General features: G+C 62.2%; 24 protein-coding genes and 2 pseudogenes. 13 read left to right on the top strand and 13 right to left on the bottom strand.

Going from position 1 to position 25,823, the window contains the following annotated elements:
• The first annotated feature begins 391 nt into the window (after positions 1 to 391).
• From GUV69_RS22955 to GUV69_RS05460, 5 genes are all read left to right on the top strand, one after another.
• Positions 392 to 796 (top strand): hypothetical protein, encoded by a 405-nt coding sequence (locus GUV69_RS22955; protein WP_208786590.1) that lies wholly within the window; start codon positions 392 to 394, stop codon positions 794 to 796.
• Positions 797 to 1,203: 407 nt separating this feature from the next.
• Positions 1,204 to 2,187, top strand: a complete 984-nt coding sequence (locus GUV69_RS05475) for a hypothetical protein (protein WP_164200439.1) — start codon at positions 1,204 to 1,206, stop codon at positions 2,185 to 2,187.
• Positions 2,188 to 2,209: 22 nt separating this feature from the next.
• Positions 2,210 to 4,753 (top strand): alpha/beta hydrolase, encoded by a 2,544-nt coding sequence (locus tag GUV69_RS05470; protein WP_164200436.1) that lies wholly within the window; start codon positions 2,210 to 2,212, stop codon positions 4,751 to 4,753.
• A 12-nt stretch (positions 4,754 to 4,765) separates the two neighbouring features.
• Positions 4,766 to 5,155, top strand: a complete 390-nt coding sequence (locus tag GUV69_RS05465) for a hypothetical protein (RefSeq protein WP_164200435.1) — start codon at positions 4,766 to 4,768, stop codon at positions 5,153 to 5,155.
• Between the two features lie 200 nt (positions 5,156 to 5,355).
• Positions 5,356 to 5,562 carry a hypothetical protein gene (locus GUV69_RS05460; RefSeq protein WP_164200433.1) on the top strand — a complete coding sequence of 69 codons (207 nt, stop codon included), beginning with the start codon at positions 5,356 to 5,358 and terminating at the stop codon, positions 5,560 to 5,562.
• Here the strand turns inward: GUV69_RS05460 and GUV69_RS23595 are convergent, their stop codons facing one another.
• The 10 genes and pseudogenes from GUV69_RS23595 to GUV69_RS05415 form a co-directional block, all read right to left on the bottom strand.
• The gene (locus GUV69_RS23595) at positions 5,563 to 6,051 is read right to left on the bottom strand and encodes a transposase (RefSeq protein WP_164200431.1); all 489 of its coding nucleotides are present in this window, start codon (positions 6,049 to 6,051) and stop codon (positions 5,563 to 5,565) included.
• A 259-nt stretch (positions 6,052 to 6,310) separates the two neighbouring features.
• Positions 6,311 to 6,580 carry a hypothetical protein gene (locus GUV69_RS22950; protein ID WP_208786589.1) on the bottom strand — a complete coding sequence of 90 codons (270 nt, stop codon included), beginning with the start codon at positions 6,578 to 6,580 and terminating at the stop codon, positions 6,311 to 6,313.
• Between the two features lie 7 nt (positions 6,581 to 6,587).
• Positions 6,588 to 6,773 (bottom strand): annotated as a pseudogene (locus GUV69_RS23590) (hypothetical protein); the annotation flags it as partial.
• Between the two features lie 399 nt (positions 6,774 to 7,172).
• Complete coding sequence (locus GUV69_RS05445) at positions 7,173 to 8,645, bottom strand: M14 family zinc carboxypeptidase (protein ID WP_164200429.1); 1,473 nt, start codon at positions 8,643 to 8,645, stop codon at positions 7,173 to 7,175.
• Positions 8,645 to 8,974 (bottom strand): hypothetical protein, encoded by a 330-nt coding sequence (locus GUV69_RS05440; RefSeq protein ID WP_164200427.1) that lies wholly within the window; start codon positions 8,972 to 8,974, stop codon positions 8,645 to 8,647. Before GUV69_RS05440 ends, GUV69_RS05445 begins: the two co-directional genes overlap by 1 nt.
• 711 nt (positions 8,975 to 9,685) lie before the next feature.
• The gene (locus GUV69_RS23585; RefSeq protein WP_164200425.1) at positions 9,686 to 10,024 is read right to left on the bottom strand and encodes a DUF1036 domain-containing protein; all 339 of its coding nucleotides are present in this window, start codon (positions 10,022 to 10,024) and stop codon (positions 9,686 to 9,688) included.
• Positions 10,025 to 10,040: 16 nt separating this feature from the next.
• A complete protein-coding gene (locus GUV69_RS05430; RefSeq protein WP_164200423.1) occupies positions 10,041 to 10,289 on the bottom strand; it encodes a hypothetical protein in 249 nt (82 codons plus the stop codon).
• Positions 10,290 to 10,575: 286 nt separating this feature from the next.
• Positions 10,576 to 12,606 (bottom strand): FG-GAP-like repeat-containing protein, encoded by a 2,031-nt coding sequence (locus GUV69_RS22945; protein WP_208786588.1) that lies wholly within the window; start codon positions 12,604 to 12,606, stop codon positions 10,576 to 10,578.
• 13 nt (positions 12,607 to 12,619) lie between these two features.
• The gene (locus GUV69_RS05420) at positions 12,620 to 13,063 is read right to left on the bottom strand and encodes a hypothetical protein (RefSeq protein WP_208786587.1); all 444 of its coding nucleotides are present in this window, start codon (positions 13,061 to 13,063) and stop codon (positions 12,620 to 12,622) included.
• A gap of 244 nt (positions 13,064 to 13,307) precedes the next feature.
• Positions 13,308 to 15,191, bottom strand: coding sequence for a C1 family peptidase (locus GUV69_RS05415; protein ID WP_164200421.1), 1,884 nt, complete (start codon positions 15,189 to 15,191; stop codon positions 13,308 to 13,310).
• Between the two features lie 66 nt (positions 15,192 to 15,257).
• Between GUV69_RS05415 and GUV69_RS05410 the strand changes: the two genes are divergently transcribed.
• Positions 15,258 to 15,407 carry a hypothetical protein gene (locus GUV69_RS05410; protein WP_164200419.1) on the top strand — a complete coding sequence of 50 codons (150 nt, stop codon included), beginning with the start codon at positions 15,258 to 15,260 and terminating at the stop codon, positions 15,405 to 15,407.
• Positions 15,408 to 15,647: 240 nt separating this feature from the next.
• Here GUV69_RS05410 and GUV69_RS05405 read toward each other — a convergent pair whose 3' ends face one another.
• Positions 15,648 to 16,505, bottom strand: coding sequence for a caspase family protein (locus GUV69_RS05405; protein ID WP_164200416.1), 858 nt, complete (start codon positions 16,503 to 16,505; stop codon positions 15,648 to 15,650).
• Positions 16,506 to 17,317: 812 nt separating this feature from the next.
• Between GUV69_RS05405 and GUV69_RS05400 the strand changes: the two genes are divergently transcribed.
• Together GUV69_RS05400 and GUV69_RS23150 are read left to right on the top strand one after the other, a co-directional pair.
• Complete coding sequence (locus GUV69_RS05400; RefSeq protein ID WP_164200414.1) at positions 17,318 to 18,115, top strand: AfsR/SARP family transcriptional regulator; 798 nt, start codon at positions 17,318 to 17,320, stop codon at positions 18,113 to 18,115.
• 127 nt (positions 18,116 to 18,242) lie between these two features.
• On the top strand, positions 18,243 to 18,608 hold the full coding sequence (locus GUV69_RS23150; RefSeq protein WP_244292629.1) for an FAD-dependent oxidoreductase: 366 nt from the start codon (positions 18,243 to 18,245) through the stop codon (positions 18,606 to 18,608).
• 110 nt (positions 18,609 to 18,718) lie between these two features.
• Here the strand turns inward: GUV69_RS23150 and GUV69_RS05390 are convergent, their stop codons facing one another.
• Positions 18,719 to 19,708, bottom strand: a complete 990-nt coding sequence (locus tag GUV69_RS05390) for a tyrosinase family protein (RefSeq protein WP_164200412.1) — start codon at positions 19,706 to 19,708, stop codon at positions 18,719 to 18,721.
• A 17-nt stretch (positions 19,709 to 19,725) separates the two neighbouring features.
• Positions 19,726 to 20,133 carry a hypothetical protein gene (locus GUV69_RS05385; protein ID WP_164200410.1) on the bottom strand — a complete coding sequence of 136 codons (408 nt, stop codon included), beginning with the start codon at positions 20,131 to 20,133 and terminating at the stop codon, positions 19,726 to 19,728.
• 914 nt (positions 20,134 to 21,047) lie between these two features.
• On the opposite strand from GUV69_RS05385, the gene GUV69_RS05380 reads away from it, so the two are divergent.
• The 5 genes and pseudogenes from GUV69_RS05380 to GUV69_RS23145 form a co-directional block, all read left to right on the top strand.
• Positions 21,048 to 22,238 (top strand): ferritin-like domain-containing protein, encoded by a 1,191-nt coding sequence (locus GUV69_RS05380; protein ID WP_164200408.1) that lies wholly within the window; start codon positions 21,048 to 21,050, stop codon positions 22,236 to 22,238.
• Positions 22,235 to 23,089 carry a hypothetical protein gene (locus GUV69_RS05375; RefSeq protein ID WP_164200406.1) on the top strand — a complete coding sequence of 285 codons (855 nt, stop codon included), beginning with the start codon at positions 22,235 to 22,237 and terminating at the stop codon, positions 23,087 to 23,089. Before GUV69_RS05380 ends, GUV69_RS05375 begins: the two co-directional genes overlap by 4 nt.
• Positions 23,090 to 23,132: 43 nt before the next feature.
• A complete protein-coding gene (locus GUV69_RS05370; RefSeq protein WP_164200404.1) occupies positions 23,133 to 23,813 on the top strand; it encodes a TVP38/TMEM64 family protein in 681 nt (226 codons plus the stop codon).
• A 209-nt stretch (positions 23,814 to 24,022) separates the two neighbouring features.
• On the top strand, positions 24,023 to 24,520 hold the full coding sequence (locus GUV69_RS05365) for a LysM peptidoglycan-binding domain-containing protein (RefSeq protein WP_164200402.1): 498 nt from the start codon (positions 24,023 to 24,025) through the stop codon (positions 24,518 to 24,520).
• 113 nt (positions 24,521 to 24,633) lie between these two features.
• A pseudogene (locus GUV69_RS23145) lies at positions 24,634 to 25,593 on the top strand (transposase family protein); the annotation flags it as partial.
• Positions 25,594 to 25,823: the final 230 nt, after the last annotated feature.

Raw genomic sequence — 25,823 nt, 5'->3', positions numbered from 1 at the left:
ATGGTTGCCGACCCAGATTCTGCGCTAGCCCAGAGTGGTCTGGTCGGCGTCATACTGCAAGGCGGGGGAGCCGTCATTGGCGCCCTTGCCGCATATCTCTTGGCTAGGGCGATATTGCGAAACTAGCATCCGGCAAGGCTGCTCATCTGGCCAATGTATCCCTTGTGGGACGCCCGTTCCGGGCTGACAATGTTCCCATGGTCGCCTGTCAACGCCGTGCCCCCATAGTTCTTTTAGGCCGTCGTCTAGCCGGGCGGTGGGGATCACGCTGTGGGCCCTTCACTGTTTCTTTCGACGAGGACGAGGACTAGATTCCCGTTTTCCCGGTGATCCCCACGGGCGGCTTCTTCGACCATCAGATCGGGTGCGTTGCGAGGAGATGACGAAGGCCATGCTGACCGAATCCCAGGATGAGGAACAGATCATTGCGAGGGTCGCTGCCCTGGATATCGGCAAAGCCGAGCTCGTGTGTTGTGTGCGGATGCCCGGCCCGGGGAATACCCGAAGACGCCTGCAGGAGGTGTCCAAACATTCGACGATGACCCGGTCTCTAACGGAACTGGCCAACCATCTGGTCGATCTCGGTATCGAGCGGCTGGTGATGGAGGCAGCCTCCGATTGCTGGAATCCACCGGCCGGCTTACCATCGCCCGCCGGACAACTCCACATGCACGCACTACAGGAAGCTCACCCCATTTTCGGACTAGAAGATTCAGCAGAGTGGCGCGCTGCCCGCTTTGGTTCAGGTCGCAGTTCCGCCCCTGACCGGCAGTGGTGGGCTCGCTGTTTCAACTAGAAGATGCTTGGCGTCTGCCACTTCCTCGGGCTGTGCGCTTATCACCTGCTTTATAGGAGGAAAAGAGTGTGTTCTCCAAACGAACGTCTCTGCGAGTCTTGGCAAACAGCTCCATATACACTCCTCATCCGGGACCTGCAAATGCTTGCTTTCATCGATGAAAACAACACTGAGGGTGGTCCTGACTCAAACGTCACAAGCAGTCGGCGAGTTGTGGATGGTCCTGATGCAAGCCTTCACCGGTCCTGAACCAACTGCCGTTTGCACCCCCGGCGTGATCGATAACGCCCCAATAACGGCGCCCCTGCTAGGCTGACCGAGAAAATTCGCCGGGTAACGCGTCCAGACTCGGGCTGATACGCCCGGCCGTTCCTGGTAAGGCAGTCCTGCCGCAGATTGGAGCCGACATGTTGGGCAATGGGATTGTTACTACCTTTCCGTCGGACGACCACACGCTGATCGTGCTGTTCGCGTCGCCTGATGACGCGGCCTGGGCCTATGACGCTGGCCTCCAGCTCCTCAGTGGCCGCCCCGCAAGGGCGCACGGCCGCAAACCGGACTCCCCGACGGAGATCGTGCTCGCCGTCGAGGCGGCTCCAAAGGACGAACTGGTTGTGGACCAGGTCGTGGTCGGTGACCGGGTAGTGGGACCGCGGTTCGTCCATGGTGTGAAGTCGCCGATGGAGCTCAAGGTGCCATACACAGAGACGCGTTTCCCGTACGGCCCCACCCTCGCTAGCGTGCACGTCAGCGTGGCGTGCTGCACGGGCTGCAACGGCGGCATCCACGACCGGGGTTTGGTGGTTTTGAATAGCCACACGGGCGGGGGCTGGTCTGGGATCTGGGTACGCTCGGACATCGACATGCCCTCGGACTATGCGCGCTGGCAGAAGGTCGCCTTCCTCGGCGGGGTGCTCAGGGACGACTCCGGGTCCACGACCGTGCGTGACGAGGGATGGATGCGCGTGCGGCTGGCCGGAGAGGAACCCCACGATGCTCCAACTCCCACCCGCGTCAGCGCCGCAGACTTCCCCGCCGAAGGCACCCGCTCGCTGCTCTCGCGGAGCCTAGAGGCCAGCTGGGTAGAGCTCGTCGACGCCCGGGTGATCGACGCTCGTCGGGTTGAACCGGCCGAAACCGATCACAGCAGCGGCGTGCGGCTGCCCCGGATGGAGCTGCGCGTCACCGACGGCTCCGGGGGAGAGTCCGCCGCGTGGCTTTACCAAGCTTCCGCCTTTGACCTTACCAGCGGTGCCCGGATCGCCCGCCTCCGCGGTTTCCTGCACGCGGAGGCCCCGGGACTCTACGTCCTGCTGGGGGACAAGGAGGAGGACCTCCTCACAAGTGAGATTCTCGAGCCGTCCACCGTGCCGGGAGCGGGACCGGCGTGACGGACGACGAGAGAGGCACCTCATGACCATCGAAGAGATCAGCCGCCGGGAAGCGAACCTTGAGGAGGATCCCGCGCTGCTGTCGCCGCCTGTCGTCGTCGAGCCGATCTACCGCTGCGCCAGCGCGGTAATGGTAACCGGCGCGGTACTGGGCGCGACCGTCGAGGTCGAGGTGAACGGTGCACCCGCAGGCAGCGCCACCGTCGGCGTGGTGCTGCCCTACGGCATCTCGGTCCAGGTCCCGGTCCTCAACACGGGCGACACCGTCAGCGCCCGGCAGAAGCCGGCCGGCGCCGTTAGCGTCCTGTCGACTCCACCGGTCACCGTCCGTGACCACTTGAAGGACTTCCCGACCGGGCCGCCCCGTCCGGAGATGTTCGGCCTCCCGGTTTACAAGTGCGGCGTACGCACCGGCGTCGGCAACATACTCACTGGCGGCAACGTCTGGGTAACCGCGGGCGGCGCTGAGGTGGGCCGGGTAAATGGCTGCGCAAACCCGCAAGGCGTGGACGTCGCCCCGCCGTTCGGTACCTCGCAGAACGTGCGAGCATGGTTCGACCTGTGCGGAGACCCGAGCCCGCCGTCGGTCGAGCATACGACCGCCTCGCCGCCGACGCCGCTGCCCGTTCCCCTGGTCAAGCCGGTTTACGCCGGCGGCACCCAGCTGGAGGTCATTGACGTCGTCAACGGAGCGAGAGTCACCGTGACGCGGAACGGCAGCCAGCTGGGGACGTGGGGCTGCTGGGGTGGATCCATCAGCGTCGGCCCCATCGCACCGCCGTTCACCGCAGGCGAGCCCTTGGAAGCATTCCAGACTTTGTGCCCGGCCGACCCGCCCAGCGGGACCGGAACGGTGACGGTCGAGGATTGCTCGAGCCTGCCCGCCCCGCGATGCGGCCCCATCCATGGCGGGGACACATCCGTCATGTTCACCGAATACGCCCCTGGCGCCACACTCACCGTCTGGCTAAACGGGCAGCCCGTCGGCAAGGGGGCCGGCCCTATCGTCACCCTCATCACCCAGATCGCCTTCAGTGATACCGTCGTCATCGCCCAGGACCTTGAGGGATGTGTAGGGCAGCGGGTGCTCAGGATCACCGTGCCATGCGCAAACCCGCCGGTGGGCGCCGATCCTTCGGCGCTGAACCTCTTCCCGGTTGGCGTCACGGACTTCTCGGACGGCCCGAACAGCGGCCGCATCTACTACCCCGCGCAGGACGACGGCACGGATGTCCCCTTCAACGAGCGCCTCGCCGCCCAAGGCCGTGTCCCACTCGTCGTGATGGCCCACGGCAACCACAGTCCGAGCGACCCGAACTACCTCGGCTACGAGTATTTCCAAGCCTCGCTGGCGAAGATGGGAATCATCGCCGCATCCGTCGATTGCAACGCGCAGAACGGGATGGGCTACAGCATCGCAATCATCGAGGCGCGGGCGGACCTCATCATCGGGGCGATCGCCCTCATCCAGCAGTTCGACGCGGACGCGACGTCGGTGCTCCACGAACGCGTCGACTTCTCGCGCGTGAGCCTCATGGGCCACTCGCAGGGTGGCGAGGCCGTGGTGCTAGTCCCCGAGGTGATCAGCCTGGCGGGGGTCACGATCCGATCGGTAATCGCCCTGGCGCCCACCGAGGGAGGTGCTTCCAAGCGCACGCCCGCCGGGTACGCCTTCATGACGATCCTCCCCGCGGCAGATGGGGACGTGTGGCCCAACGACGGCGCCATCTACTACGACCGCGCGACACCGGCCCCGCTGAAATCCCAGCTTTATGTGCATCGGACGAACCACCAGTTCTACAACCGTGTCTGGCTCGACGACGACAGCCTCTGGACGATGGCAGCCCCCACGGCTACTGTCCTCAGCCGGTCGGAGCACGAAAGGGTACTGGAGGCCTACGGCTGCGCCTTTTACCGCGCCACGCTGCTGGCGCACGGCACCACGCCCTACCTGAACGGCCGCCTGTTGCCGGCAGGCGTATCGACCGAGCACGTCCACCTGTCGTTTCTTCAGGAGGGAGTGCTGACCGTAGACAACCACGAGGACGGTAACGGCATCCAGGCGAACTCCTTGGGCGCACCGACGCAGCAGCTCGGTGGGCTCACGGCCGGCGAGTTTCCCTTCCGCCAAGGGGCCGGAGCGTTCAACGGATCCTTCTTCGGTGACAGCAACGGCATGGTGGCACGGGCGGGCGGAAATGGCCGGGAGTTCGTCCAGGAATTGGGCAGCCGCGACCTCACCGGCCATGAGGTCTGGGTCCGGGTCGCGGAGGTATTCGGTGCCACCGGCTTGGGCGCACCGCCGACCGGGTTCAAGCTCGGGCTGAGAGACGTTGGAGGCGTAGAGTCCTGGGTCGACTCTGATGAGGTCGGTGGTGTCCCCCGTCCGTTCCCGAGGAACCCCGCGACCATGAAGACCATGCTCAAGACAGTCCGCTTCCGGACGGCATGCTTCACCGCCGCCTCGAAGCTCGACCTTAAAGCCGTCGCGGCAATCATGTTTCGGTTCGACCGCCGAGACGACCGCGACCTCGCCCTGGACGACCTGCAGGTCGTCCATGCCTGAAAGGAGAACGCGATGACCACCGACGCGGGGTCACCCGTCTCAGCCGTGCCGCCCTCAGCGCCCCAGCTCCCCAACCTGCGCGGGCTCCAAATACGCCGGATCCGGTATGAGGCTCCGAGACGCGAGCACTTCACGTCAACCCTCATCGAAAGGAAGGACGCCGTGGAGTTCCTTGTCGAGACCGACGGTCCCATCCCCGCACGGGCCTATGGGCCTGCGCTTTTCGTGGGGAATGTCGAGGTAAACCAGAGCGAGCGGCTCGACGAGACTACGTGGCGGCTGCTGGCATTCGACCCCGAGAGGCTCAAGCCCGGTACGCCGATCAGCTGGGGCTGGATGAAGGACCCCGAAGCGGCCCGGCAGCCCACGGAGTTCCGGTACGAGACCATTGACGAGGAGTGACGCACTGACCTCTAAGTCGCCGGTGATGACGTCGCGGGTGATCCAGACGGCACATCTCAAGAACACGAAGGGACGGGGTGACCCATCGGCGTGCGGGGGCAGCTCAAGCCGCGTCCACGGGATGCCCTCTCCACGGTGTGGGGCGGGCCTTCGATGCCGCGGAGCAGTAACGCCAAGGTAACGCAGCGGGCCCAAATTGCGTGTCAACACAAGCCATTGCCCAAAGTGGAGTCGAAGTTGTCACAGAGCTCATCGAGTTGTTCCGCCTCCGGTGGACGTACTTCCCGCTGGCGGATCCGTCCACCGGGCTTTTGCTCGACCTCAGCGTCCCGGAAAACCACCCTCAATACGCCGTCCCGCTGCAGTTGGTCGAAAAGACGTTGCCCGGTGCCGGTAGGTGCTGGTAGCTACGGTGTCAGGCGTGCCCGTTTCGCTTCGATCGTGTGGGACCGCGACTGGCTGCGTTGCTTGGGCGTGACGGTGTAATGGGAGGCGGTGATTTCTTTCGCTGCCCGTTTGGTGACTGGCTGCCCCTCGAGGTCCCGCAGCTCATACATTTGTGTCCGGTGGTGAGGGTTTTCCAGGTCCTTTCGGCCAGTTTCCTGGCGACCGCGATAGTGGCCTGGGTGTGGCAGTGGCCGTGTTCGGTCATGAGCCGGTGATAGAACGCGGCAGCTGGGATCCATGGTCCGGGCGACGCTGCTGGCCTGGCAGAACGCCAGGCGCAACGGTGCCGGTCCTTCCTTGCTGATGGCCCGGCGGGACTGGTTCATCGTTCCGGAGGACCAGTTCGAAGGGGTGATGCCGACATAGTTCGCTGCTTTCTTTGGCGCTCTCGAACCCGGATCCGTCGCCGAAGTAGGCGCGGATGCAGGGACCGGTTGCCGGGCCCACACCAGGCAGGGAAAGGATCAGCGGGTCATCGCCGTAGAGATGTTCCCACCACTGCCGTGCATGCGAGGTGAAGCGATCCACCCTGCCCGGGATTCCTGCAGGTCACCGAGGTGTTCGTTCACGTCTACGGCCAGCGTGTCCAGGTCCAGGTGACCGTCCGAGAAGTCTGCCCATCCCCAGGCTGCGGTCTTGATCGTGATGGCGTGGCCGGGTGTGTCGGCGACATGGGGTGTGCTCGGCGACGCGGGCCGTCAGGGTCGCCTAGCGCGCCAATGCCAGGGAACGGAGGTGGGGCCACCGGCCCAGCACGGCGAGGGCTGCTGATTCGGATCCGGCGAAAGCGGTCCATATATCGGGAAAGGCCCACCGTGCCAGCGACAGCAGCCGCCCCCAGCAGCGGTTGCCGTCAATGACGGCGCCGGCCCGGCGGACACGGCCCGCCGCAGTGCCAGCTGTCCCGGGGATGCCAGGACCAGTGGTGGCGGGTCGAAGATCTCCCGGCATGGGTGAGGACTTCGGAGTCGACGACATCGGATTTGTTTTTGCCCATGATGGCCCCGCATAGCCGTGCGGAGTGTCGGGCACCGATCATTTCCATCTGGCCGCCGGCCCGTTCGACCGCGAGGGACAGCGCCAGCCAGATCATCGAGGTCGGTTCCACAATCGCTGTCACAGGTGCCGGAACAGCTGCCACCCGCTGCGAGAGTCTCTCCGGCCCTGCCAGTGTCGGGTCGATCGTGAAACGGCTCAGAGAATGACGCCGTATGTCAAGAAAAGAATTTATGTCAAGAAAAATATTCCATTAGTAGGGACTCTGAACAGCTGATAGGTATCTTTCCCTGGCCCAGGCGCCCGTTAGTGACTGCGATGCTCTGAACCAGCACCTCCTCCGGTGCGCGCAAGGTATCTGAGGGCCGGCCGACGTCCGTTGATGCCCACAGGATGACGCACCGCGCCTCGCCCGAGGGCGACAGGCTGCCGGGGCAAATTGCAGACTGTGCAGCCTCCGGTACGGATAGGACAAGTTACGCCATTTAGGGGCGGTGCCCGCGAGTCCGCCGTCGGCCATCTGCCGCACCCTTGGCCCGGCGATGCACGACCGGGCAAATTCCCAGGGGCCGCTCTAGATAACCGGACGGTCCGAAACCGAAGTGTCTGCGGGTCCGCGTTCTGTGAGCGAGTGCACGATCTCTGCGGTGGAAAGCCCGACCAAGGCGCCCAGCCGGTCCTGCACCGCTTGCAGGTCGTCCCGCAGTTCCTCGGGGCCACGCTCGGCCAGGGCCTGCATGAATTCATGGGCCTCGCCGGTTGTCTCCGAGGCCAGGACCGCGCCATCGTCGGCGGCCTGGGCGCCGGCAGCGGTCACGAGGCGTGCGGCGCGCCCGGCCAGCTCGGGATCCTCCAGCACGATGTTGACTAGTGGCGCCTGGAGCTGTTCAAACAGTGTGATCCAACCCCGTCCTTCCTCGGTGCCGCCCAATTCGTCCCGGACCCGGCGTAGCGCAAGGATCTCCGTGTCGCGGTTAAGCAGCTTCCAGCCGGCCAGCTCGATGGCGCAGATGGCCTGCCGGATCAGTTCCAGCAGCCCCGACTCAGCCTCCCGCTTGATCGGCTCGGGATTCGCGGGATGGAAGGATTCCGCCGCGCTGCCCTGCCAGGGTCCGGTCTCGAGGGTAAAGCCGTATGTCTTGTGCCTGGTGCTGTCCGCGATGTGGCGTGCGTAGGCGTAATCGCTCAGTGTCCCGGTGGTGGGATAGAGGCCGAGTCCGGTTTCCCGTGTGTAATTCCGGCCGCGCACGTCGGCAATGGCTTGGACAATACGGTCTCCGACGCTTTCAAAGCGCATCAGGTCGCGCGGTGTCATGTACTCGGCATAGCTCGGATCCCTGATCGGCTGACAGGCAGTTGCCGGCAGGGTGGTGAACCGCTTCGTTGGGTCCGTCGTCTGGGTCGGTGCATGTCCCCAAGGGTGGAGCACGAGCTCCGAATAGGAATGCACGTCGGCAAAGCAGTCGATGCCGTGGGAGTCAAGCAGGTGGCGGACATTCCGGGTCTCGGGCTCGGAAAAGACGGATGGCCCGCAGTAGACATCGGAGCACGGGTCGCAAGAGGTTTGCCCCTCGGTGATGCCCCAAAGAAGGTCCGCATTGCGGTTAAGGTCGACGCCGTCACAGGTGGTTCCCGCGTTGTCCCGCCGGTTTTTGCGCCACAAGCCATCGACGGTCATCACGAAGTGGCGCCCGTCCGGGTTCACGCACGGCAGCAGGTACACGTCGAGGGTCTCCAGGGTCAATTTGATATCGGCGGCCGGCCAGGTCCGGCCGCCGAGGACCACGTCGCTTCCTGTCCGGTAGCTGATGACAAGGTCGACCGCCAGTTCGATGAGCAGGTCTGGATTCATCAGTTCGCGCGCGTGCGTTCCCCCCACTAGCAGCACACCTCGCCGGTTGTTTCCGTCGCCAGCGCGCAGCCGCAGGGCGCGGACCGGCCGACCCTGGACTGAGGACTCGGGCAACGTGAATTGTGTGCAGAGCTGCGGGTGGGTCGCGGCGAGGGTGCTGCCGGCAGTATCGAGTTGGGAAACCGTACGGTACATCAGTCCTCTCCCTTCTGTTCCATGCCTCCGAGGTGTTCATCGAGCCAGGCTGCCGCGGCGGCGTCGTCCATGATCAGCGAGGGGTCCAGCGGACCTGCGGGAGCGGCCTGGACGATTGTGACTTCGAATCCGTTACGGACGAGGCGGGCCGCCTCGTCCATGTCGACCAGCAGCCGCAAGCCTCCCTCGGGATCGGGCACCCGGTCCAGGTCCATGTCCGCCACGCGGCGCATATCGATCCTGTCCCCGGAGCCCGCCGCCGCGCGGAGAATTACCTCATACCTCACCTTCGCCCCGTCAGCGTCTTGTGGGGTACGCTCAGTGGCCATTACAGGCCTCCCTTCCTGAAAGCAAGGAACCATCCTGTCAGCAGCACGTATTGCTGATAACGGTCACCGGTTGGGGTGGCGTGCCATCCGGGGCTTTCCAGGTCTGGTTCTCATAGCGGAAACAATTTCGTTCGGCTGCTTGCAACTCCATGCCCGTCATGGGAAACCATGCGACGGCAGCCACACCCAGTCTGCCTAGATGCCGTTACCTGGCCGTTACAGGTGTTGGGGTCGGCACCTCAGCGGCGCGGATCCTCCAGCTGAACGTCCTGTCGGGTTGAGTTCCAGGCCCGTACCAGAAGAAAGTCAAGGGATGCGGTCCCGGCCGTCAGGCTGGGGTGTACGTCAACATGGCGACCTGCATTTAGTCCTGTCCGCTACCGCTTCCGATCCCGGTGCTCGACACGTTGGGCCAGAACATCTTTGATGACCCTCGCCGAGGTGGTGTTAACCGTGTGCAGGAAAAGCCATATTTTGCATCAAGCACAACGAGGGTCTTAATTTCGTCCTATCCCATGACGCTGGACTGCTTCTCCGCCTGCCAGACGGCTGGGCGTCTCAACTGCGGTTGGCGGCCACGCTGACAATTTGTCGATGTGGTCAACGGGCTACATTGGCATTGAACTCAAGACCGGTGAGTTTCAGGCCGCAAATCGGCAATACTAATTTATGCGTGGCCCTCGCCCCGGTGCAGGCGCTTACAGAGACAACCTAGATCAAGTTGACGGTGTGCCGATCGCTCTGTGTGTAGATCTCTCGCATATACACGTACGGATCCACGTTGTTCCCGATGTCCCAACAGGAGTCAAAAACGCGACGCGGAGCGAGAACTGGTCCGTATCGGCCAGCCCAAATCCCACCGTCAGCTGCTTCGGCATAGAAGTACGCGTAACGGTTGTTGGTGTTCAAAACGTAAGCCTGACCGCCGGGCGCGATTGCCCACCACCCTCGTGTGCCCCAGTTTCCGTATGCACCGCAGGTGCCGGGTGAAGAGAAACCGATGCAGACCCAGAGTAGGGTTCTGTGCTGGTTCCGGAAGTGAAGTTGCATGCTGAATCTTCCTTTGTCAGCCTCGCCGAGTCAGCGGCGTTGTGTCCACTTCGCCCTCGGCAGGGCGTCTGCGTTGGCTAGTGATGCCCTGCGCTGAATCGGAGCGCTGCTCAGCTTCAGAGATGTCCCTGATGGCCGGTGTGCTGTCTTGCACCCCGCGCTGTTCCTCTGATTCCGAGCCCTGCACGGAAGCTCTCGGCGTTACGTCGCCGAAGCCAACCGTCTGGTCCGTGCCCGAGTCGCCCGGAAGCGCTTGAATGCTCATAACCTCCCCTTACACTCGCGTTCGATAGGGTAGATGCTATGGGACACGCGTCACCGTAGCATCACGCTGGGTCACGACCGCCGAGGTGCCCATCTAATGAAGTTCTCGGCCCAACGCTTCGTCAAAGCCCTCCTGGTTACTGTCAGCGTTTGCGGCACAGGAGGAGGTACTCCTGGAGTCAAGCCGCCAGGCAACCAGCCCAACCGTGCTGTCGTTCTTCTCGTGGATAGTTCCTATGCGGCTTCTTCACCACCGAACCATCACGGTGAGTTGACCATGTTATGAATCATCCAAGGTCCGCCAGGAACCGGGGATGCTTCTCCACCCGCCAACCACCGGCGCTGTAGGCGAAGTTGTCCACCACCTTCTGCGGGCCCTGGAAGCTGCCGTTGCCGTTGTTCAGCGACACCCACACCCCGCCCTCACCGAAACCGACGATGTCGGCCCGCCCGTCCCCGGTCAGGTCCGCCAGGAACCGGGGATGCTTCTCCACCCGCCAACCACCGGCGCTGTAGGCAAAGTTGTCCACCACCTTCTGCGGGCCCTGGAAGCTGCCGTTGCCGTTGTTCAGCGACACCCACACCCCGCCCTCACCGAAACCGACGATGTCGGCCCGCCCGTCCCCGGTCAGGTCCGCCAGGAACCGGGGATGCTTCTCCACCCGCCAACCACCGGCGCTGTAGGCGAAGTTGTCCACCACCTTCTGCGCGCCCTGGAAGCTGCCGTTGCCGTTGTTCAGCGACACCCACACCCCGCCCTCACCGAAACCGACGATGTCGGCCCGCCCGTCCCCGGTCAGGTCCGCCAGGAACCGGGGATGCTTCTCCACCCGCCAACCACCGGCGCTGTAGGCGAAGTTGTCCACCACCTTCTGCGGGCCCTGGAAGCTGCCGTTGCCGTTGTTCAGCGACACCCACACCCCGCCCTCACCGAAACCGACGATGTCGGCCCGCCCGTCCCCGGTCAGGTCCGCCAGGAACCGGGGATGCTTCTCCACCCGCCAACCACCGGCGCTGTAGGCGAAGTTGTCCACCACCTTCTGCGGGCCCTGGAAGCTGCCGTTGCCGTTGTTCAGCGACACCCACACCCCGCCCTCACCGAAACCGACGATGTCGGCCCGCCCGTCCCCGGTCAGGTCCGCCAGGAACCGGGGATGCTTCTCCACCCGCCAACCACCGGCGCTGTAGGCGAAGTTGTCCACCACCTTCTGCGGGCCCTGGAAGCTGCCGTTGCCGTTGTTCAGCGACACCCACACCCCGCCCTCACCGAAACCGACGATGTCGGCCCGCCCGTCCCCGGTCAGGTCCGCCAGGAACCGGGGATGCTTCTCCACCCGCCAACCACCGGCGCTGTAGGCGAAGTTGTCCACCACCTTCTGCGGGCCCTGGAAGCTGCCGTTGCCGTTGTTCAGCGACACCCACACCCCGCCCTCACCGAAACCGACGATGTCAGCTTCCCCCTGAGAGCGGATGTGGTTTCGAATGACCTCGCCGCACACCCGGCAGAAGGGATCTCCGAGGCTGCGCATTTTGCAGTTGTACTCGGGGCGGAACGCGCCGCAGTGGTAGTAGTGGGCGCCTTCGAAGGCTCCTACGGTTCCCGTCGGGACCGGGCTTGGTTGCGGGTCCACTTTCGTGCAGTCTGTGTTTGATGTCGTCGGGAGTGCTGTGGACGCGTTCACGGCCCAGCGCCATTTCAAGGTGGGGCGGCTGGCATCAATGGTGACGTTGGGTTCGCTGGGTTCCACCGCCGGGTGGTGGTCTTGGCCGGTCTCATCACCGCCGGCATAGTAGTCGTACTCATCCGCCAGCCCGAAGGCGGTATGTCCCAGCTCGTGTAGGGCGATTTCGGTCGCCCCCGGCGCGAGAGAGTAGGTGCCCACTGACCCTCCGGCGCCACCGTAGATAGTCGAATTGACCACGACCAGGACCACGGTGAACTCAGGCACCTGCGCTGCGGCCACCTGAAGAGCCGTCGTGCTGTTGCACAGCAGCAGGCGCCGGATGTTGTTGCCTCCGAACGTAGCGTCGAAATAGGTGCGAACCACCGCGCCCGTACCTCCTGCCGCCGCCGGGTCGTCAGCACCGGAATCGGTTGAGGCGACGTTGACGCGGAAAACGTTAATCGCGGCCGCTAACCCGTTGAAGGGTGCCGCGGCGCTGAAAGCGGTGACGAACTCGGCGCATGCGGTGTCGAAGTCAGCTTGTTGTCCGGCCGTGAACCCCTCAGCGAGCAGGACAACGTTGAACGCGCTGTCGCGGGGAGCCGATCCGAAGATTTGCGTGTTGCCCTGCACGGTGCCATCGGAAGTAGTCATGGTTCCAACCCCCTTAGCTCTTCCGCATCAGTGGAAAGACGCCCAGTTCTTCAGGAGCAGGGCGCTCCGCACCCGCTTTGGCTTCTGCACCACGAACTGCTCGAACCCCCAGCACGGCCACCTGTGTCGCCTCTTCGGCGGTGGGAACTACCACCGTGAAGGCCCCGCGGGGTTTGTCTACATCGAGCCTTACGATGGCTTCTCCCGCGTGTTCTGGAAACACCTCGACACTGGTTGAAAAAACCTCGCCGATCGCTACTCGGGAAAGTGCGCCACCGTCCGCTGCGCGCACCTCGACATAGTTCCCCAGCGGTGGCTCTCGTAGGATGCCTAATCTGGTGGTAGCGACGTCGACGTCTTGTTGAGAAATAAGGATGACGTCGTCCCCGTCGTATTCGAAAATCAGTCGGACGGCCCTTTCCGGTCGCCGGGACTGTCCGGTCACATCTTCAGTCACTGTTATCCACCTCGAGGAATCGGGTCATTCACAATAGGGATGGGTTGAGAGCTCCCTTGGTGTCACAAAAGCCTGCAGGGCCCCCCTTTGGGGCTCGACGCCTGGACCACCGAGGTTCGGTTCCCCTCACGGTCGGTGATACACGGAGCGTCTTTAACCTGTTGCGCTTGATTACGGGACCGGCCGAACCGCACCTTGCCGTTGTCTTGGATTTATCACCTGTAGAACGCTATGTCTGAGCTAGTCATCTTTCTTTCTCGGTGCCTTTGTCGTGAGCGTCCTGGGGTTGTCCCATGTGGGTTACGGGGACTTCACCTGCTGGTTGAACGTTAACCGTTTCAGCCTCAGCGGGAGAGGCCTTCTCAGAAGAAGATCCCGGGGAGCGCGCGTCGAGTGTCGTAAAGGGTCGGAATGTTGCTGTTTGTGTCACGTCAGTCGCGGCAAGGATCTGCAGGAGTACCGAGGTCATCGTGAGCATGTCCTCGTCCATTCCACCGTGAGAAGTCGCACTGCTGCGTCCGCCAAGGGGACTCTGGCTGGGGGACCAGAAAAAGTTCGTTCGGCCGTTACTGAGCTGCGTGGAGGCGGCTGCGCCCATGTCGCGTTGAAGGCCGACCAAGGGTGTTTCCCCGTTACCCTCCAACGCGCGGGAGACCAGATACAACAGGGATTTCTGGTAGATCTTCAGTCCGGCTGTGCCGACGACGTCGTCGAGTTCCACGGCTTCGCTTAGTCCGTAGGAAGTAAACCGTTCCAGATTGCCGCTGTCGAGGAGCGGCACGACGAGCCGTTTGAATTCATCAACTGTAATAGCTGGTGCCAGCCAGCTTAGGGTAGTCACCGGAATGCCTTCAGCAGCGAGGCGGGACAGCAGATGAGCCGTGAAAATGGCACCCGCACTGTGACCGACTAAATGCACCTCGACTTTTTCCGGAGCCACTTCGTCCACGTATGTGCGTAGCCTGCTGACGAGCAGTGATGCTCCCGGAGCTTGTTCTGTCTCCGCTGAAGGCGTTGGGCGCCATGACACTTGGTGGAGTAAGGCACTGGAGGATTTCTCAGCGTTTTCCTTCATCTCGTCCCACATCCAGCGGAGGCGGGACCGCGCTATTTTTTCCACCAGCCTGTCTGCTTGTTCGACAAGGTCAAACCCCAGGCCGCCGAAGGGTATGAGATCTTTGGTGATGTCTTCCAACTGACTGATGAATGTTTCTATGGGACCGCTTTGCCAAGCGAAGGTGACAGGGTATACCTCGTTGTTGAGCCACCAGTTCAATTGCGCCTGGGCGGTACGTAAACCGGCATTTTCGTCCACGAGCCCGCCGTGGGCGTAAAGCACGATGCGGCGGGGCTGGGCGTGGTTAGAGGCGGCACTTCGCGAGGCCCATTCGCTGTGAGTAGTCTTTATGTTCTCGACTATTTTGTTGATTTGGCTGGCGCTGCTGACAAAGCGTCCGGTCCCGGACAGCTGGCCGTTGTTGCCTAGGTTCACAACATGGTTTTTGAGCCGTTCCAAGTCTGGTCCTGGGCCTTGTGCCATTCCACCGGTGGTGGCGGTTACGACCTTGGTGTCTTTTCGGAGGTTCACCGCAGAAGGTACACCGGGCCGCGCCACCCATGCATCGTAGGCCGAAACGAGCCAATCCTCGTAGGTGAGGGTGGCGAAACCCTTGCGGCCCCATGCCGGCCCCCAGCTGTTCTGTACAAGGAAGCCGATGTCGTTATAGCCGACGATCGTGAATGCGTGCCCGCCCAGCTGATCAACCCTGGAGGAGCGCCTGATGATATAGTGCGTGGTCCCGTCGTCTTCCCGTTGTTCGGCCTGCGGTGTTTTCCAGCCGCTATGAATGCGTGCGGATGCGACGACAGCATGGAGTTCGTTCACGGCCGACTGCATGTCATCGAGACGGAAGGCATTGACGCGGTAGAAAGCCCCTAGTGGATGGCGAAGTGCTTTCAGAGCGAGATCTGGGTTGAGATCAATCTCGGGGTCGGCTTCCAGCGATTGCCAGTCTTTTTCGGGGAGGACACCGTGGTAGTACCAGCCCTTGAGTGCCCCGCGTAGTGAGGAGCCTTCGTCTGCGTTTCCAGGGAACTCGTCGTAGCGCCGCGCCAGGGTGTAAATCATGTAGGGACTTACCCTGATCGGATCCGGGCTAGTGGCTAAGACCGTGTTGATCATGGATGCCACAGCGTGGCCAGTGCAGGAATTGCCCTGCTGGGTGAGGACGAAGTGTTGAGAGGGCCGCTCGTCCAGGGAGTGGGGGAGTGGCTGGAGACGGGGACGGTACTCCAGGTCTCGTTTGTCGAAGACATCGGGCATCACGTTGGTGTTGAACGCTAGCGGTGGCTCTGCAGTGTGGTCGGAGAGCGGAGTGTTAGGCATGCTGACTTCCTTGGTCCTGGCCTGACGGCGTGATCATTAGTGGGTGTTCGTTTGTTGTGCGGTTAGGGGGTCGACGCGCCTCATTTGCCAGGGCTGGAGGCACCCTACGTTGCGAAATCATTGCGTGGCCCAAGCCGGTGGTTCGAAAGAAGGGCCACACAGTGACGGTCCACGGCTCGCTGTTGACATGTCCCTGTATCAAACGGTGAAGGGTTTTTGCGCGAGAAACTCGGGGTTCTGCGCTCCAATGACGTAATAATTTGGGCTCTGGGTGTCAGGCATACGCGCGGAGATGCGGTCCCGGAACCGGCGATATCCACCGTGAAACTGGCCGCCGTTCCAGACTGTCAGCAGAGTTGCCGTGAAGAGGCCATTGCGGGTTCCATCGAGGGAAACCTGGTTGTCCTGACACCCCGAAATCAGGACAATGCACGCTTGGGGATCCACTGACGGGGTCTCCGCATCATCCTTGGCCGACGACTTTGCCGGGACGGATTCATAGAGCGCTCTGCGGCGCAGAAAGTCGCCCTGGGCCACAGCCGGAGGCATTGCCCGCGTGCGCAGGCCAGCGCTTGGCAGCGGCTGCATGGGCCCTGCCCCTACGGTGCCGGCAGCTGCCGGAGGACCGACGCGTGTCACTGTTCCTGAATGGCAGCTGTCCGAGAAAATTGCGAGACGCACGCCAGGCGCGAAGGCTGCATAGGCCGCGTGTAGTTCATCATCCAAAAGTTGGCGGTCGTAGAGAACCCAAGTCTCATCCATCTCATCATCTTCGTCCCCGCTGGTATCGGGTATCCGTCCTCCATGCCCGGCATAGGTCAGCAGGAGGATGTCACCAGCCTCGAGTTCGTCCGAAGCACTTCGTATGGCCTCCAATAGTGCCCTGGAAGTAGCTTCCTTTGTCAGTAGTTTGTTGGCCGAAAACCCCTCTCCTGTGGCGAGGGCAAACATGTCTTCGGCGTCGAATTGGCAGGCAGCAAGGTCTCCCGACCATCCTCCGTATGACTGTGGGTCCACCGAGTTCAATCCCACATGGATCGAAATTGCCCGTGTCATGGTGCCTCCTTTTTGCTGAGTAAACCTCCCGTAGCGTTACTGCCCCGTTACTGCCGCTCCACACCTCGCTGAAGAAAACCGAGGCACGGGCCTCTATCGTGTCGGTGACGGCGCCAGTGACGGTGTCGTTACGGAAAGGTCGGATACTTGAGCGAAGGGCACAGCTGCTTGCGGGGTCCGACGGGCGACGGCCTGACAACTGAAACATTGTGCTTTTCGCTGAACCCGCAGCCCGCTGCTCGCCCCTGGCTTCAGTTTCCGAAGGGAAGAAGGAGACGGTCGGAACATCGTGCAGGCGACACTGAGCCCGGTGTGGATTAATTGATTAGAAGTTCTTGCAGTGGCGGCCAAAAGCGCTGGCCTCTTTTGCTCCGCGTGGTCATCTTGTGACGGGAGGCGTGAGGCCATGACAAAGGACCAACAGTCCTCAGATTCTGCTGGTGACCCTAGAACAAACGTGAGGATCCCGGCTGCTGGGCTGATGGTCATTCGTACGTGGCACGAAGCCGTTCATCCCCAAGGCTTCAGGGCGAGGATCAGCTACGGACAAAGTCCAGATACCGACCCAAGCACTCTAGCTACTGCTGACCCCGCCGAAATTTTGAGGGTGGTTAGAGAATGGTTAGCGACCTCAGCTCAGGCCCGAGCCGATCGGCTACATCAGCGGATACACCCATCCGACAACGGGCATCAAAATCCCTCCGTTGACAGTAACGCAGTAGTAACGCAGTGAGCGGTGTACTCCATGGAACGAAGACCTGCGTGAGACTACGCGGAATCGGGTGGTCTCAGGGCAGGGGAGAGGATCATCCATGGAATTGGGGAGCGTGAAGCCAGGAAAAATCAGCACCGCCGTCAAGTCTGTCGAAGGAAGGCCAACGGGGACAAATGCTGAACTTAGCGGTGGGGCTGCTCTAGAACTTCGGCTTTTAGGCGATTTTCGCCTGCGACATGGTGAGACGACGGTAGGTATGGCCCCCCGGGCTGAGCATCTGCTTGCCTTTCTGGCGCTGCGCCACGACTTGCGGCGCACGGCGGTCTCCGCTCAGCTGTGGCCGGACCTGAACGAGGCTCAGGCGCGGGGATGCCTACGCTCGACTTTGTGGAGGCTGCCGAGGCCAGACGGGCTCCCGCTTGTGGCTACGTCCGGTGACAGGCTCTACCTGACCCCCTTTGTGCAGGTGGACATCATTCGGTTACGGGATCAGCTGGATCAGTGGTTGTCGGGTGAAGCGCCACCGTTAAAGATTGGTCCACTGAGTTGGGATTTGCTACCAACCTGGTACGACGATTGGCTGGTAATCGACCGCGAGTGCCAGCGTCAGATCAGACTTCACGCCTTGGAACGGATGTCAGCTTGGTACGTGAGCGCAGAGAGGTTCGACAATGCAATAGAAGCGGCATTGCAGGCGATTGCCGGTGATCCGTTACGGGAGAGCGCGCATCGTTGTCTTATAGGTGCACACCTGGCTGAAGGAAATGTGAGCGAGGCCCGTCGGGACGTTCACAGCTACGCAGCACTCCTCGCCGACGCAGGAATCCCGATGCAACTCTCGGCGCGTATGCACGAACTCCTGTTGGCTACCACGAGTTCTGCCAGCTTTCGCTGAAGCCGTCTCATCCCTGTAGGGGGTCTCACCAGGGAGAGCTGATGTGTCTCGAGTACATTTGAGGCCTTTATCGCGGTTCCACCTGTGAACGTGGCAAATGTTGCCCTGATGGTGTGAAGCGTGGGGTATGGAGTCACATTTCGATGTAGCGATTATCGGGGGTGGGCCAGCTGGCTTGGCCGCCGCGCAGGTGCTTGGCAGACAGCGTAGGCAAGTCGTTCTCATCGACAATGCTGAGGCCGTCTTGGACAAAGGCGACCTGGGATGTGAACTCAACGTGCCGTTCGGAAAGGGTGAGGACCGGGCCGAGGGGATCACCCTTGCTCGAGGACGGCAGGTCAGTCCTGGTGGTGTACGACTCACCGGCTGGCGAACGCAAGACTGGAGACCACGGCATCCGCGCCGACGTTTTCGACCTCAGGGCCTAAGGAACCGCGCAGCTCAATCTCAGTCCCTCTCAATACAGGCCTTTGCAATCCCCATCACCCTCTAAATCGGGCCAAAGGACGCCGGGGTGACGGGCAGCATTACGTTGACCGCGACCAACTGCCCGACCTGGCCCTATGGCGGAGTGATTTTGCGCAGGCAGCGGGGTGTTCCAGATCAGTCCACCCAGAAGGGGCTACGAACCGGCTGGATGATCCTGGCCATATCGGCCATGTTTGGGGTAGCAGGGGGCTGTTCGTAGGTATAGCCCAGTGCCGCGATGTCCAAGACTTGTCGAATGGTGCGGGTACCGGGGCGGAGATCGTCGTCGATGTTGTGGCCGGGGGGCCCGTCCTGCAGCGGGGCGTAGTGCGGTGCACCGTCCGGGTTGTTGACCTTCTGCAGCTCCTGCCAGTCGGCCCAAACCTTGTCGATGAAGCAGTGGTGGAGGAAGAACACCGGATCATCGGGAGAGGTCATCAGCAGCATGTTTCCGCCTACCCAGACGTGGACCCGGTTGTGCAGCTGCGAGCCCGTGGTCGCGACCCTGTTGTCACCGCGCTGGGTGATGAAGCCCTCTAGCCGGTTCCGGAATCCGATGGTGAATGGGCTGGGGTTGTATGGCGGGGTGTCGTAGAAGCCTTCGCGCAGGGCAAGTTGCAGATCTGCGGGCGTCGGGACACTGTCAATGAACTGCCCGAAGCTTCGTTTCAATCCTGGGCCCGGGAGGCCTTCCTCGCTGTAGTCCGGGACCGGCCAGTGACCGTTGGCATGGGCGAAGGGCCCGTTGGCCACGCGCCATTCGTCGGCCTCTACGCCGTTGCCGCCCATGAAGTCCTCAGCCCATACAGGGGAGGAGGCCGGGTCAGTGCTGTCCTCGGTCCAGTTCCAGTACGGGATGGACACGGTGGAGTCGATGGTGCGCAGCGCTGTTTCCAGTTGGGACAGGAATTCGCGGTGCCATGGCAGGAAGGCCGGGCCCCGGTGTGCACCGTTGCGGTAGTTGGCGTCACGCGGTTCGAAGGGCAGGACCGCTGGCTGCATGACGTGGTGGTGCCAGTGCACGAATTTGTCGTATTTTCCCTTGGCCTTCAGCTCCAGCAGTGCATTGACGAAGGCCTCCCGTTCCGGTGCGGAGAGGGAACGGACGTTTTTTCGAACAAGCATGGGTGTCCTCCTTTGTCTTAAGACTGTTTGACGGCGATGAATGATGCGACGACCCCGGCAGTGGCCTGGCCATTTGAGTGTGGAACTGTGCGGATGACTGAACCGGTGATCGCCGGTCGCTGGTCGGTACCGTGGGGCCAGATGGGCACCAGATATCCCACATAGTCATAGACCCACAGCTCGCCTCCGATCTCCCCGGAGCCCTGGAAACGCAGGGCGAACGGATTGCCGTAGTCGTACCCACCGGAAAGGTCCAGGCGCCAGCCCTCGCCGCCGAGGCTTCCGGAGACGCGGCCGACTTCCGGAGTCGCCAGCTCGAGGGTGCCGGCGCCAAACCTGAGGGCATTAAACTCGGTGGACAAGTCCGGATCATTGCGGAAGCTTCTGTAGCTCCACCGTCCATCGAACGGGCTATCGTCTTTCATTGCTGTCTCCTAGGAGAGGTCCGAAGTTTTGAACTCTGGTTGCCGGCGGGGATGACCGCATGACCCGCCCGCTCGGGGGGGGCAGCTTATGGACGAGCCGGTTAAGTCCCGGAGATGGGACTGGCGCACCCACCGGGGCTGGTTCAATCCACGGCAGCATTTTCCGCGCATTAGTGACCACCCAAGTTTTCCGCACGGAGACGTACTAAATTCACGGTTCACTCCCTTGGAAGGGGGGACTTGCGGCCCCGGTTCTGAAGTCTCCCCCGCCGCCGTTATTACCGCGTTACTAACCTCTCGCCCCGTCACCAGCTTTACAACGACAACTGACCGGTTACTGGCCAGGTTGGCGGTGATGAACTGAAGGACACCATCCTTGACCCCGTTCATGGAGCGAAGACGCCGGCCTTGTGCTGCTGAATCGACGAGCCCCGGAACCATAAGGGTCCCAGGTGGCTTGGGGATAAATGGTAGGTCAGTTGCAACTTTTGCAGGAGCTCAGTAGGCCACCGGCACCAGAAATGCACGATGACATCGGCTCCAGTTCAGGTCTTCTGGCTCTGCCTTAGGCCACTAGGTCATGGAGCGGGTCTGGCTAGAGAACGCCCCCTTGCACAGGCTCAACTGAGATCCTTCGCGCCGCTACTCGGGGCACGGGGAAGCGAGCCCCTGAAGTCCGGCGGTAGGTCCCCAGACGTGCGTACGAAAGACGAAAGGGCTGGCCTTGGTGTAGCTGCAGCGCTGGGTGCTGGAGCAGCACTTGTCCGAGACAAACCTGGTGACAGCTGGCTTTCACCGGCTCGATGCCCATATCTAGCCCCACGAGGCATCCACTCCGTTCGTGGCCACTCGTGGTTCAAGCGATATAGGCCCGCGATAACGCTGCAATAACGGCGCTCGGCTATTTTGAGCCAATGATTGATACTCGGCAAGAACTCATTGGCGCGTTGCACGAGGCCGCCGAAATCGAGCACGGATTGATGATCCAGTACTTGTTCCCGGCTTTGACGATGAAGAAACGCCTTAACGAGGGGATCACTGCACCTCACCTTTCGCTGCTCCGCTCGTGGGAGGCGACCATTCTAGGGGTGGCCGTGGAGGAAATGGGTCATTTAGGCACGGTGTGCAACCTTTTGGCGGCCATCGGTGAAGGCCCTCATTTCTCTCGTCCGAATTTCCCGCAGACCGTTGGTTACTATCCCTTTCCTTTCGATCTTGTCGAGTTCAGCGATGAAGCCCTATACCGCATGCTCGTCTTCGAACTGCCCCGCGGTGAAGATCTTCCCGAACCCCCACGCATGTCAGCTGCTAGATCGTTGTCGCTGTCTTTGGCGCCGGACCCGCTTGAGTACGAGTATGTAGGCGAGCTGTACGAGAAGATCCGCCACGGGTTTCAGATGATTCCCGAGGCCGAACTATTTATCGGACCTTCAACCGCCCAGGTCGAGGACACCTGGTCCGTCAGCCTGGACCTGCGTCCCGTAATCGGCCGTATCTCCGCACTGGCGGCCATCGATGACATCATCCTGGATGGTGAAGGGGCACCCGGAGAGCGCGCGGGATCTCACTATGACCGATTCCACAAAATACGCGCTGAATATGCGGAGCAGGGCTGGTTCTCCGCGGCTCGTCCCGTGGTCCGGAACCCGCAGACGCGCGTCCACCGTGATGCCGATCCCGGGGGCACGTTGCTCACTAACGAACTCAGCGTGCGGGTCGCGGAACTGTTCAACGTCGCCTACGCAACAACACTAATGATCCTTCAGCAGTTCTTCACCTCAGTCGGTGAAACAGAAGAGCAGCGGGAAGTGCTTAAGGGTTCGGCAGGGCAAATGATGAGCACCGCCATCCGGCCTCTGGCCGAGGTCTTGACCGAGCTTCCCGCCTTCGCTGATGACCATGAAAGTATGGCTGCTCCTTCGTTCGAGCTCTATGACGACCTAACGGTTTCCCCGTTCCTCGGGGCTCGATGGACCATCTTGTTGGAACGGTTGGAGGTGCTGGCCACAGAAGCTCGTATCTTGGGCGCAGACGTACCGCGCTTAAGTGCCATCGGTGAGACCATTTCCTTCCTTCGGCGCCGGATTACAGAGGTGGCCCCGTGATCGAGCTCAGGTTCAGCGGCTGGTTCCAGTGCCGTCTGGCCACGGATCCTGACCCGTATGACGAACCACGTGGCGTGTCCGGCTACGTGCACGCCTACGTCGGTGAACCGGATCTGGACCGACTCCTTGTTTTCCAGGATCCTCCATTTACGCGCCCGCTAGGACCTCAGGTTGGCGTGTCCATTAATGAGGTCAGGTTGGACGGGAATTTGGCAGTAGACCACGCCCTCATCGGCGCCAGGGTGACCCTCCTGAACGGCCCCAAATTTGAAGGCCGCAACGGCGTCATCGCCGGCGCCGGGCTGGAGCCCGTTTATCCCTTCATCCTCGAGGTGACGAAAGGCCAGTTCTCACTCGTCCGCGCGATCAACCCTCATGACCCGGAGTACCCGTACCCGGAACTCTACGCCGCGGGAGTCGAGGATGCTTCAGAAGAAATCCGGGACGCGACCGGCATCACAGACTTGGCGAGCCTGTGGAGGGAGCGGGCCATCACACTCCGGACAAAACTTACTAACCTCGGCGAGCCAGAGCGCACCGGCACCGCGGAAAGGGCCGCGTTCCTCGAACGCCAAATTGGGGCCCCGGGAGGCGGCGCTGCCCGCTTCTTCGGAGCACGAATGCGGTTTACCTATGAACTGGGGTCACAGCTCAAGCTTCACGACCCTGAACACTGGCTCGCGAGCGAAGAGATGGCTGAGCCTGCGCCGTGGCCTGTGCACTTCTGGCTCGGCGGATGGGACGCCGACGTACTCTGCGGCTTCATCAAAGGTACAGCCACCATAGGCGCCCCAGCACCGGCTCCGTTTGGGAGGCTGCGCTCAGCCGGCGTCACTGACCGACGGCCCTGACACCCAAGCCACTACGCGCCGACCAACGGAAGGAGGATGTTGCGTGCGGTATTACATCACAGTCGTACTGGCCCTAATGATGCTCTTCCTGGCCCTATTCGCCCTGGTCGAAGCCGCGGACATCACACTGCTGACCGACCCCACGCAACAACTGGTTGAAGCAGGCCCGCTTATGGCAGCCGTCATAGGGGTCGGATTGCTCATAGCTGATGTTGTACTTCCGGTGCCATCAAGCCTGGTAATGGTTCTACACGGCGCCCTGTTCGGCATTGTCTTAGGCACTCTGCTTTCACTTACCGGCAGCCTCGGGGCAGCACTGGTCGGGTTTGCCATCGGCCGCCGTGGCGGTCCGCTGCTAGACAAACTCGTCCTGCCCTCAGAGCGTCGCCATGCTGAGAGACTACTGGGGCGCTGGGGGGCCATAGCTATCGTTATAACCCGCCCTGTCCCCTTACTGGCCGAAACGACCGCGGTCCTCGCAGGAGCAACCCGCTCCATCTCCTGGCGGCGCTTCATCACCGCCACAGCAACCGGCACGATGCCAATGGCAGTGCTCTACGCGGCCGCCGGCGCCACGGCTGCCGGAGCTGCCAGCCTGGGAATGGTCTTCGCACTCGTGCTTTCACTCGCTGCCATCACGTGGCTCGTCGAACGAGGACTGACCGCACGGGCACGGCACACTGCCTCATCTCAGACCCCCAATACTGCGGACGATCCGTCATGAGGGCAAGTTCTCCGTGCCCACTACACACCGTGCAGACCACTTCACCTTTTCGACAAGTTCACGTTGCAACATTGACGCCTCACTACTGTCGTCGACCGTCAATCCGGGGGAGGGCTGGGCTGTGCTCTCCCTTCCGATAACGCGGCGGTAACGGGTGGGATGAAAAAGTTCTTCTGCAAGATCCTTTTAGAACCGTCAAGGAGGTAGCCATGGCCCCGCGACTGATTGAAGTGCGTCAGCCGAAGCCGAACGACGTCATCGGCAGCGACTTTACGATCGCCGGTTTCGGCACCGGCTTCGAAGCGACAGTCCTGTGGCAGCTGCTGGACCAGAACGGTCAAAGCGTAGCCCAGGGAAACATCCAGGGCGCCGGTTCCATGGGAGTCATCCTGGACTTCGGCCACCAGGTTTCGGTCGGTGGTTACACCGCCCGCGGCGCCCATATGACGCTTCAGGTCTTCGGCGAGGACGCGTCCGGCATTCATCCCCCGGGGACCGACCTTAACCTCGTTCCAGTCACCCTCTTTACAGCATTGGAGGGCTTCAAACTGTACGAAGTCCAGCCCGGCGATACCCTGACCAAGATCGCTGGCGAACCGGGCCAAAACACGACCCCCGATGACATCTTCCAGGCTAACCGAGACCGCATTAACAACCCCAACCTCATCTTTCCAGGCCAGATCTTCCGCGTCCCGCTGCTCGGCTGAGGGCGACTGCTGTGGCCGTTGCGGCCGCGGGGGCATTAGCCGCACCGGTGCAACAGGGCCGTTTCCTAAAAAGGCCGTCGGCCATTCGTAACCGCGAACCACCCACTGAATGGCTGTCGGTGCCGACGGACAAGGATGCGAACGTCGGGCTGAAGGTCGCGCCCCTGGCGGCGGGGATGGTCGCCGGCGCGCGCGGACTCGATCGATGACATGGCCGTGCTGCGCCACGGCGGGATGAAAACGGCTCGTCAGCGCCTATTACGCGCCCTCGACGCTGGGCTCGTTCCTGCGGTCCTTCACCTTCGGGCACGTCGGGCAGTTGGACGCGGTCGCGTGCCGCTTCCTGGCTGGCCTGGCATCCCGGGCACCGCTGCTGGGATCTTCGGCCCCGTAGGACTTCGTGTTCGTCGATGTCGATGACACGATCATCGAGGACCACTATGCCAAACAGGGCTCCGGCGACGGGCACTCCGGAGTCCGGGCCTGAACGAGCTGCTGGCCACCGCCCCGGCGATCGCCGCCCAGCGGCTGCGTAAGGGTGCAGCGACCTCGGCCCGCGGCGCCAAGCGGCTGGTCACCGCGGCCCTGTCCACCTTCGATCGCGTCCACGCCGGCGGGGGGATGCTCTGCCGTTTCGATCCGGCCTTCTACGGCCATGATTCGGTGACCATAGCCCTGGCCGGCGGGGCGCAGGTCTCGGTGACGGTCCGCATGGATCCGGCCGTGAAGCGGGCCATCGCCGAGATCCCGGAGGCAGCGTGGAAAATGATCGAATACACCGACGCGGTCTTCGACAAGACCACCAGCACCTGGGTCTCGAAGGCCGAAGTCCCCGAAACCGGGTTCACGGCGTTCACGTCCCATAAAAAGGCCCAGCAGGTCACCGGCCGGCTGGTGGTGCGCCGAATCCCGGAGCTGAATCGGAAGGCTAGTGATGGGCAGGAAACCCTGTTCGACACGCACCGGCACCACGCGTTCTTCACCACCGTGGACCCCGGATCCTGGACACCGTCGCGGCGGACAAAACGCATCGCAAACACGCCATCATTGAGCAAGCGAGGCCGGCAATCCGGCATGCCCGAAACCAAAAACCGCAGGCCAACCGCGGATCGGTGGATCAAGGCTTAGGCAGGTTCTGGGAAGCCCAACAATGCCTGCGTGAATCGATTGAACGTGGCACTCGACTGCGAACCAAGGATTCGGACGATCATAGTCGGTGGTGGGCCCACCAAGATGGCAAAGGCTCAGGCGTTGCATACCCAAGGTTCACGACGCTGTCCCTCAGGGTGGCTACTATCGTCAC

Source organism: [Micrococcus luteus] ATCC 49442, from assembly GCF_010367585.1.
Taxonomy (GTDB): Bacteria; Actinomycetota; Actinomycetes; order Actinomycetales; family Micrococcaceae; genus Arthrobacter; species Arthrobacter luteus_A.
Note: the sequence above shows the minus strand (reverse complement) of the source record. Positions and strands in the feature narration are given on the sequence as shown.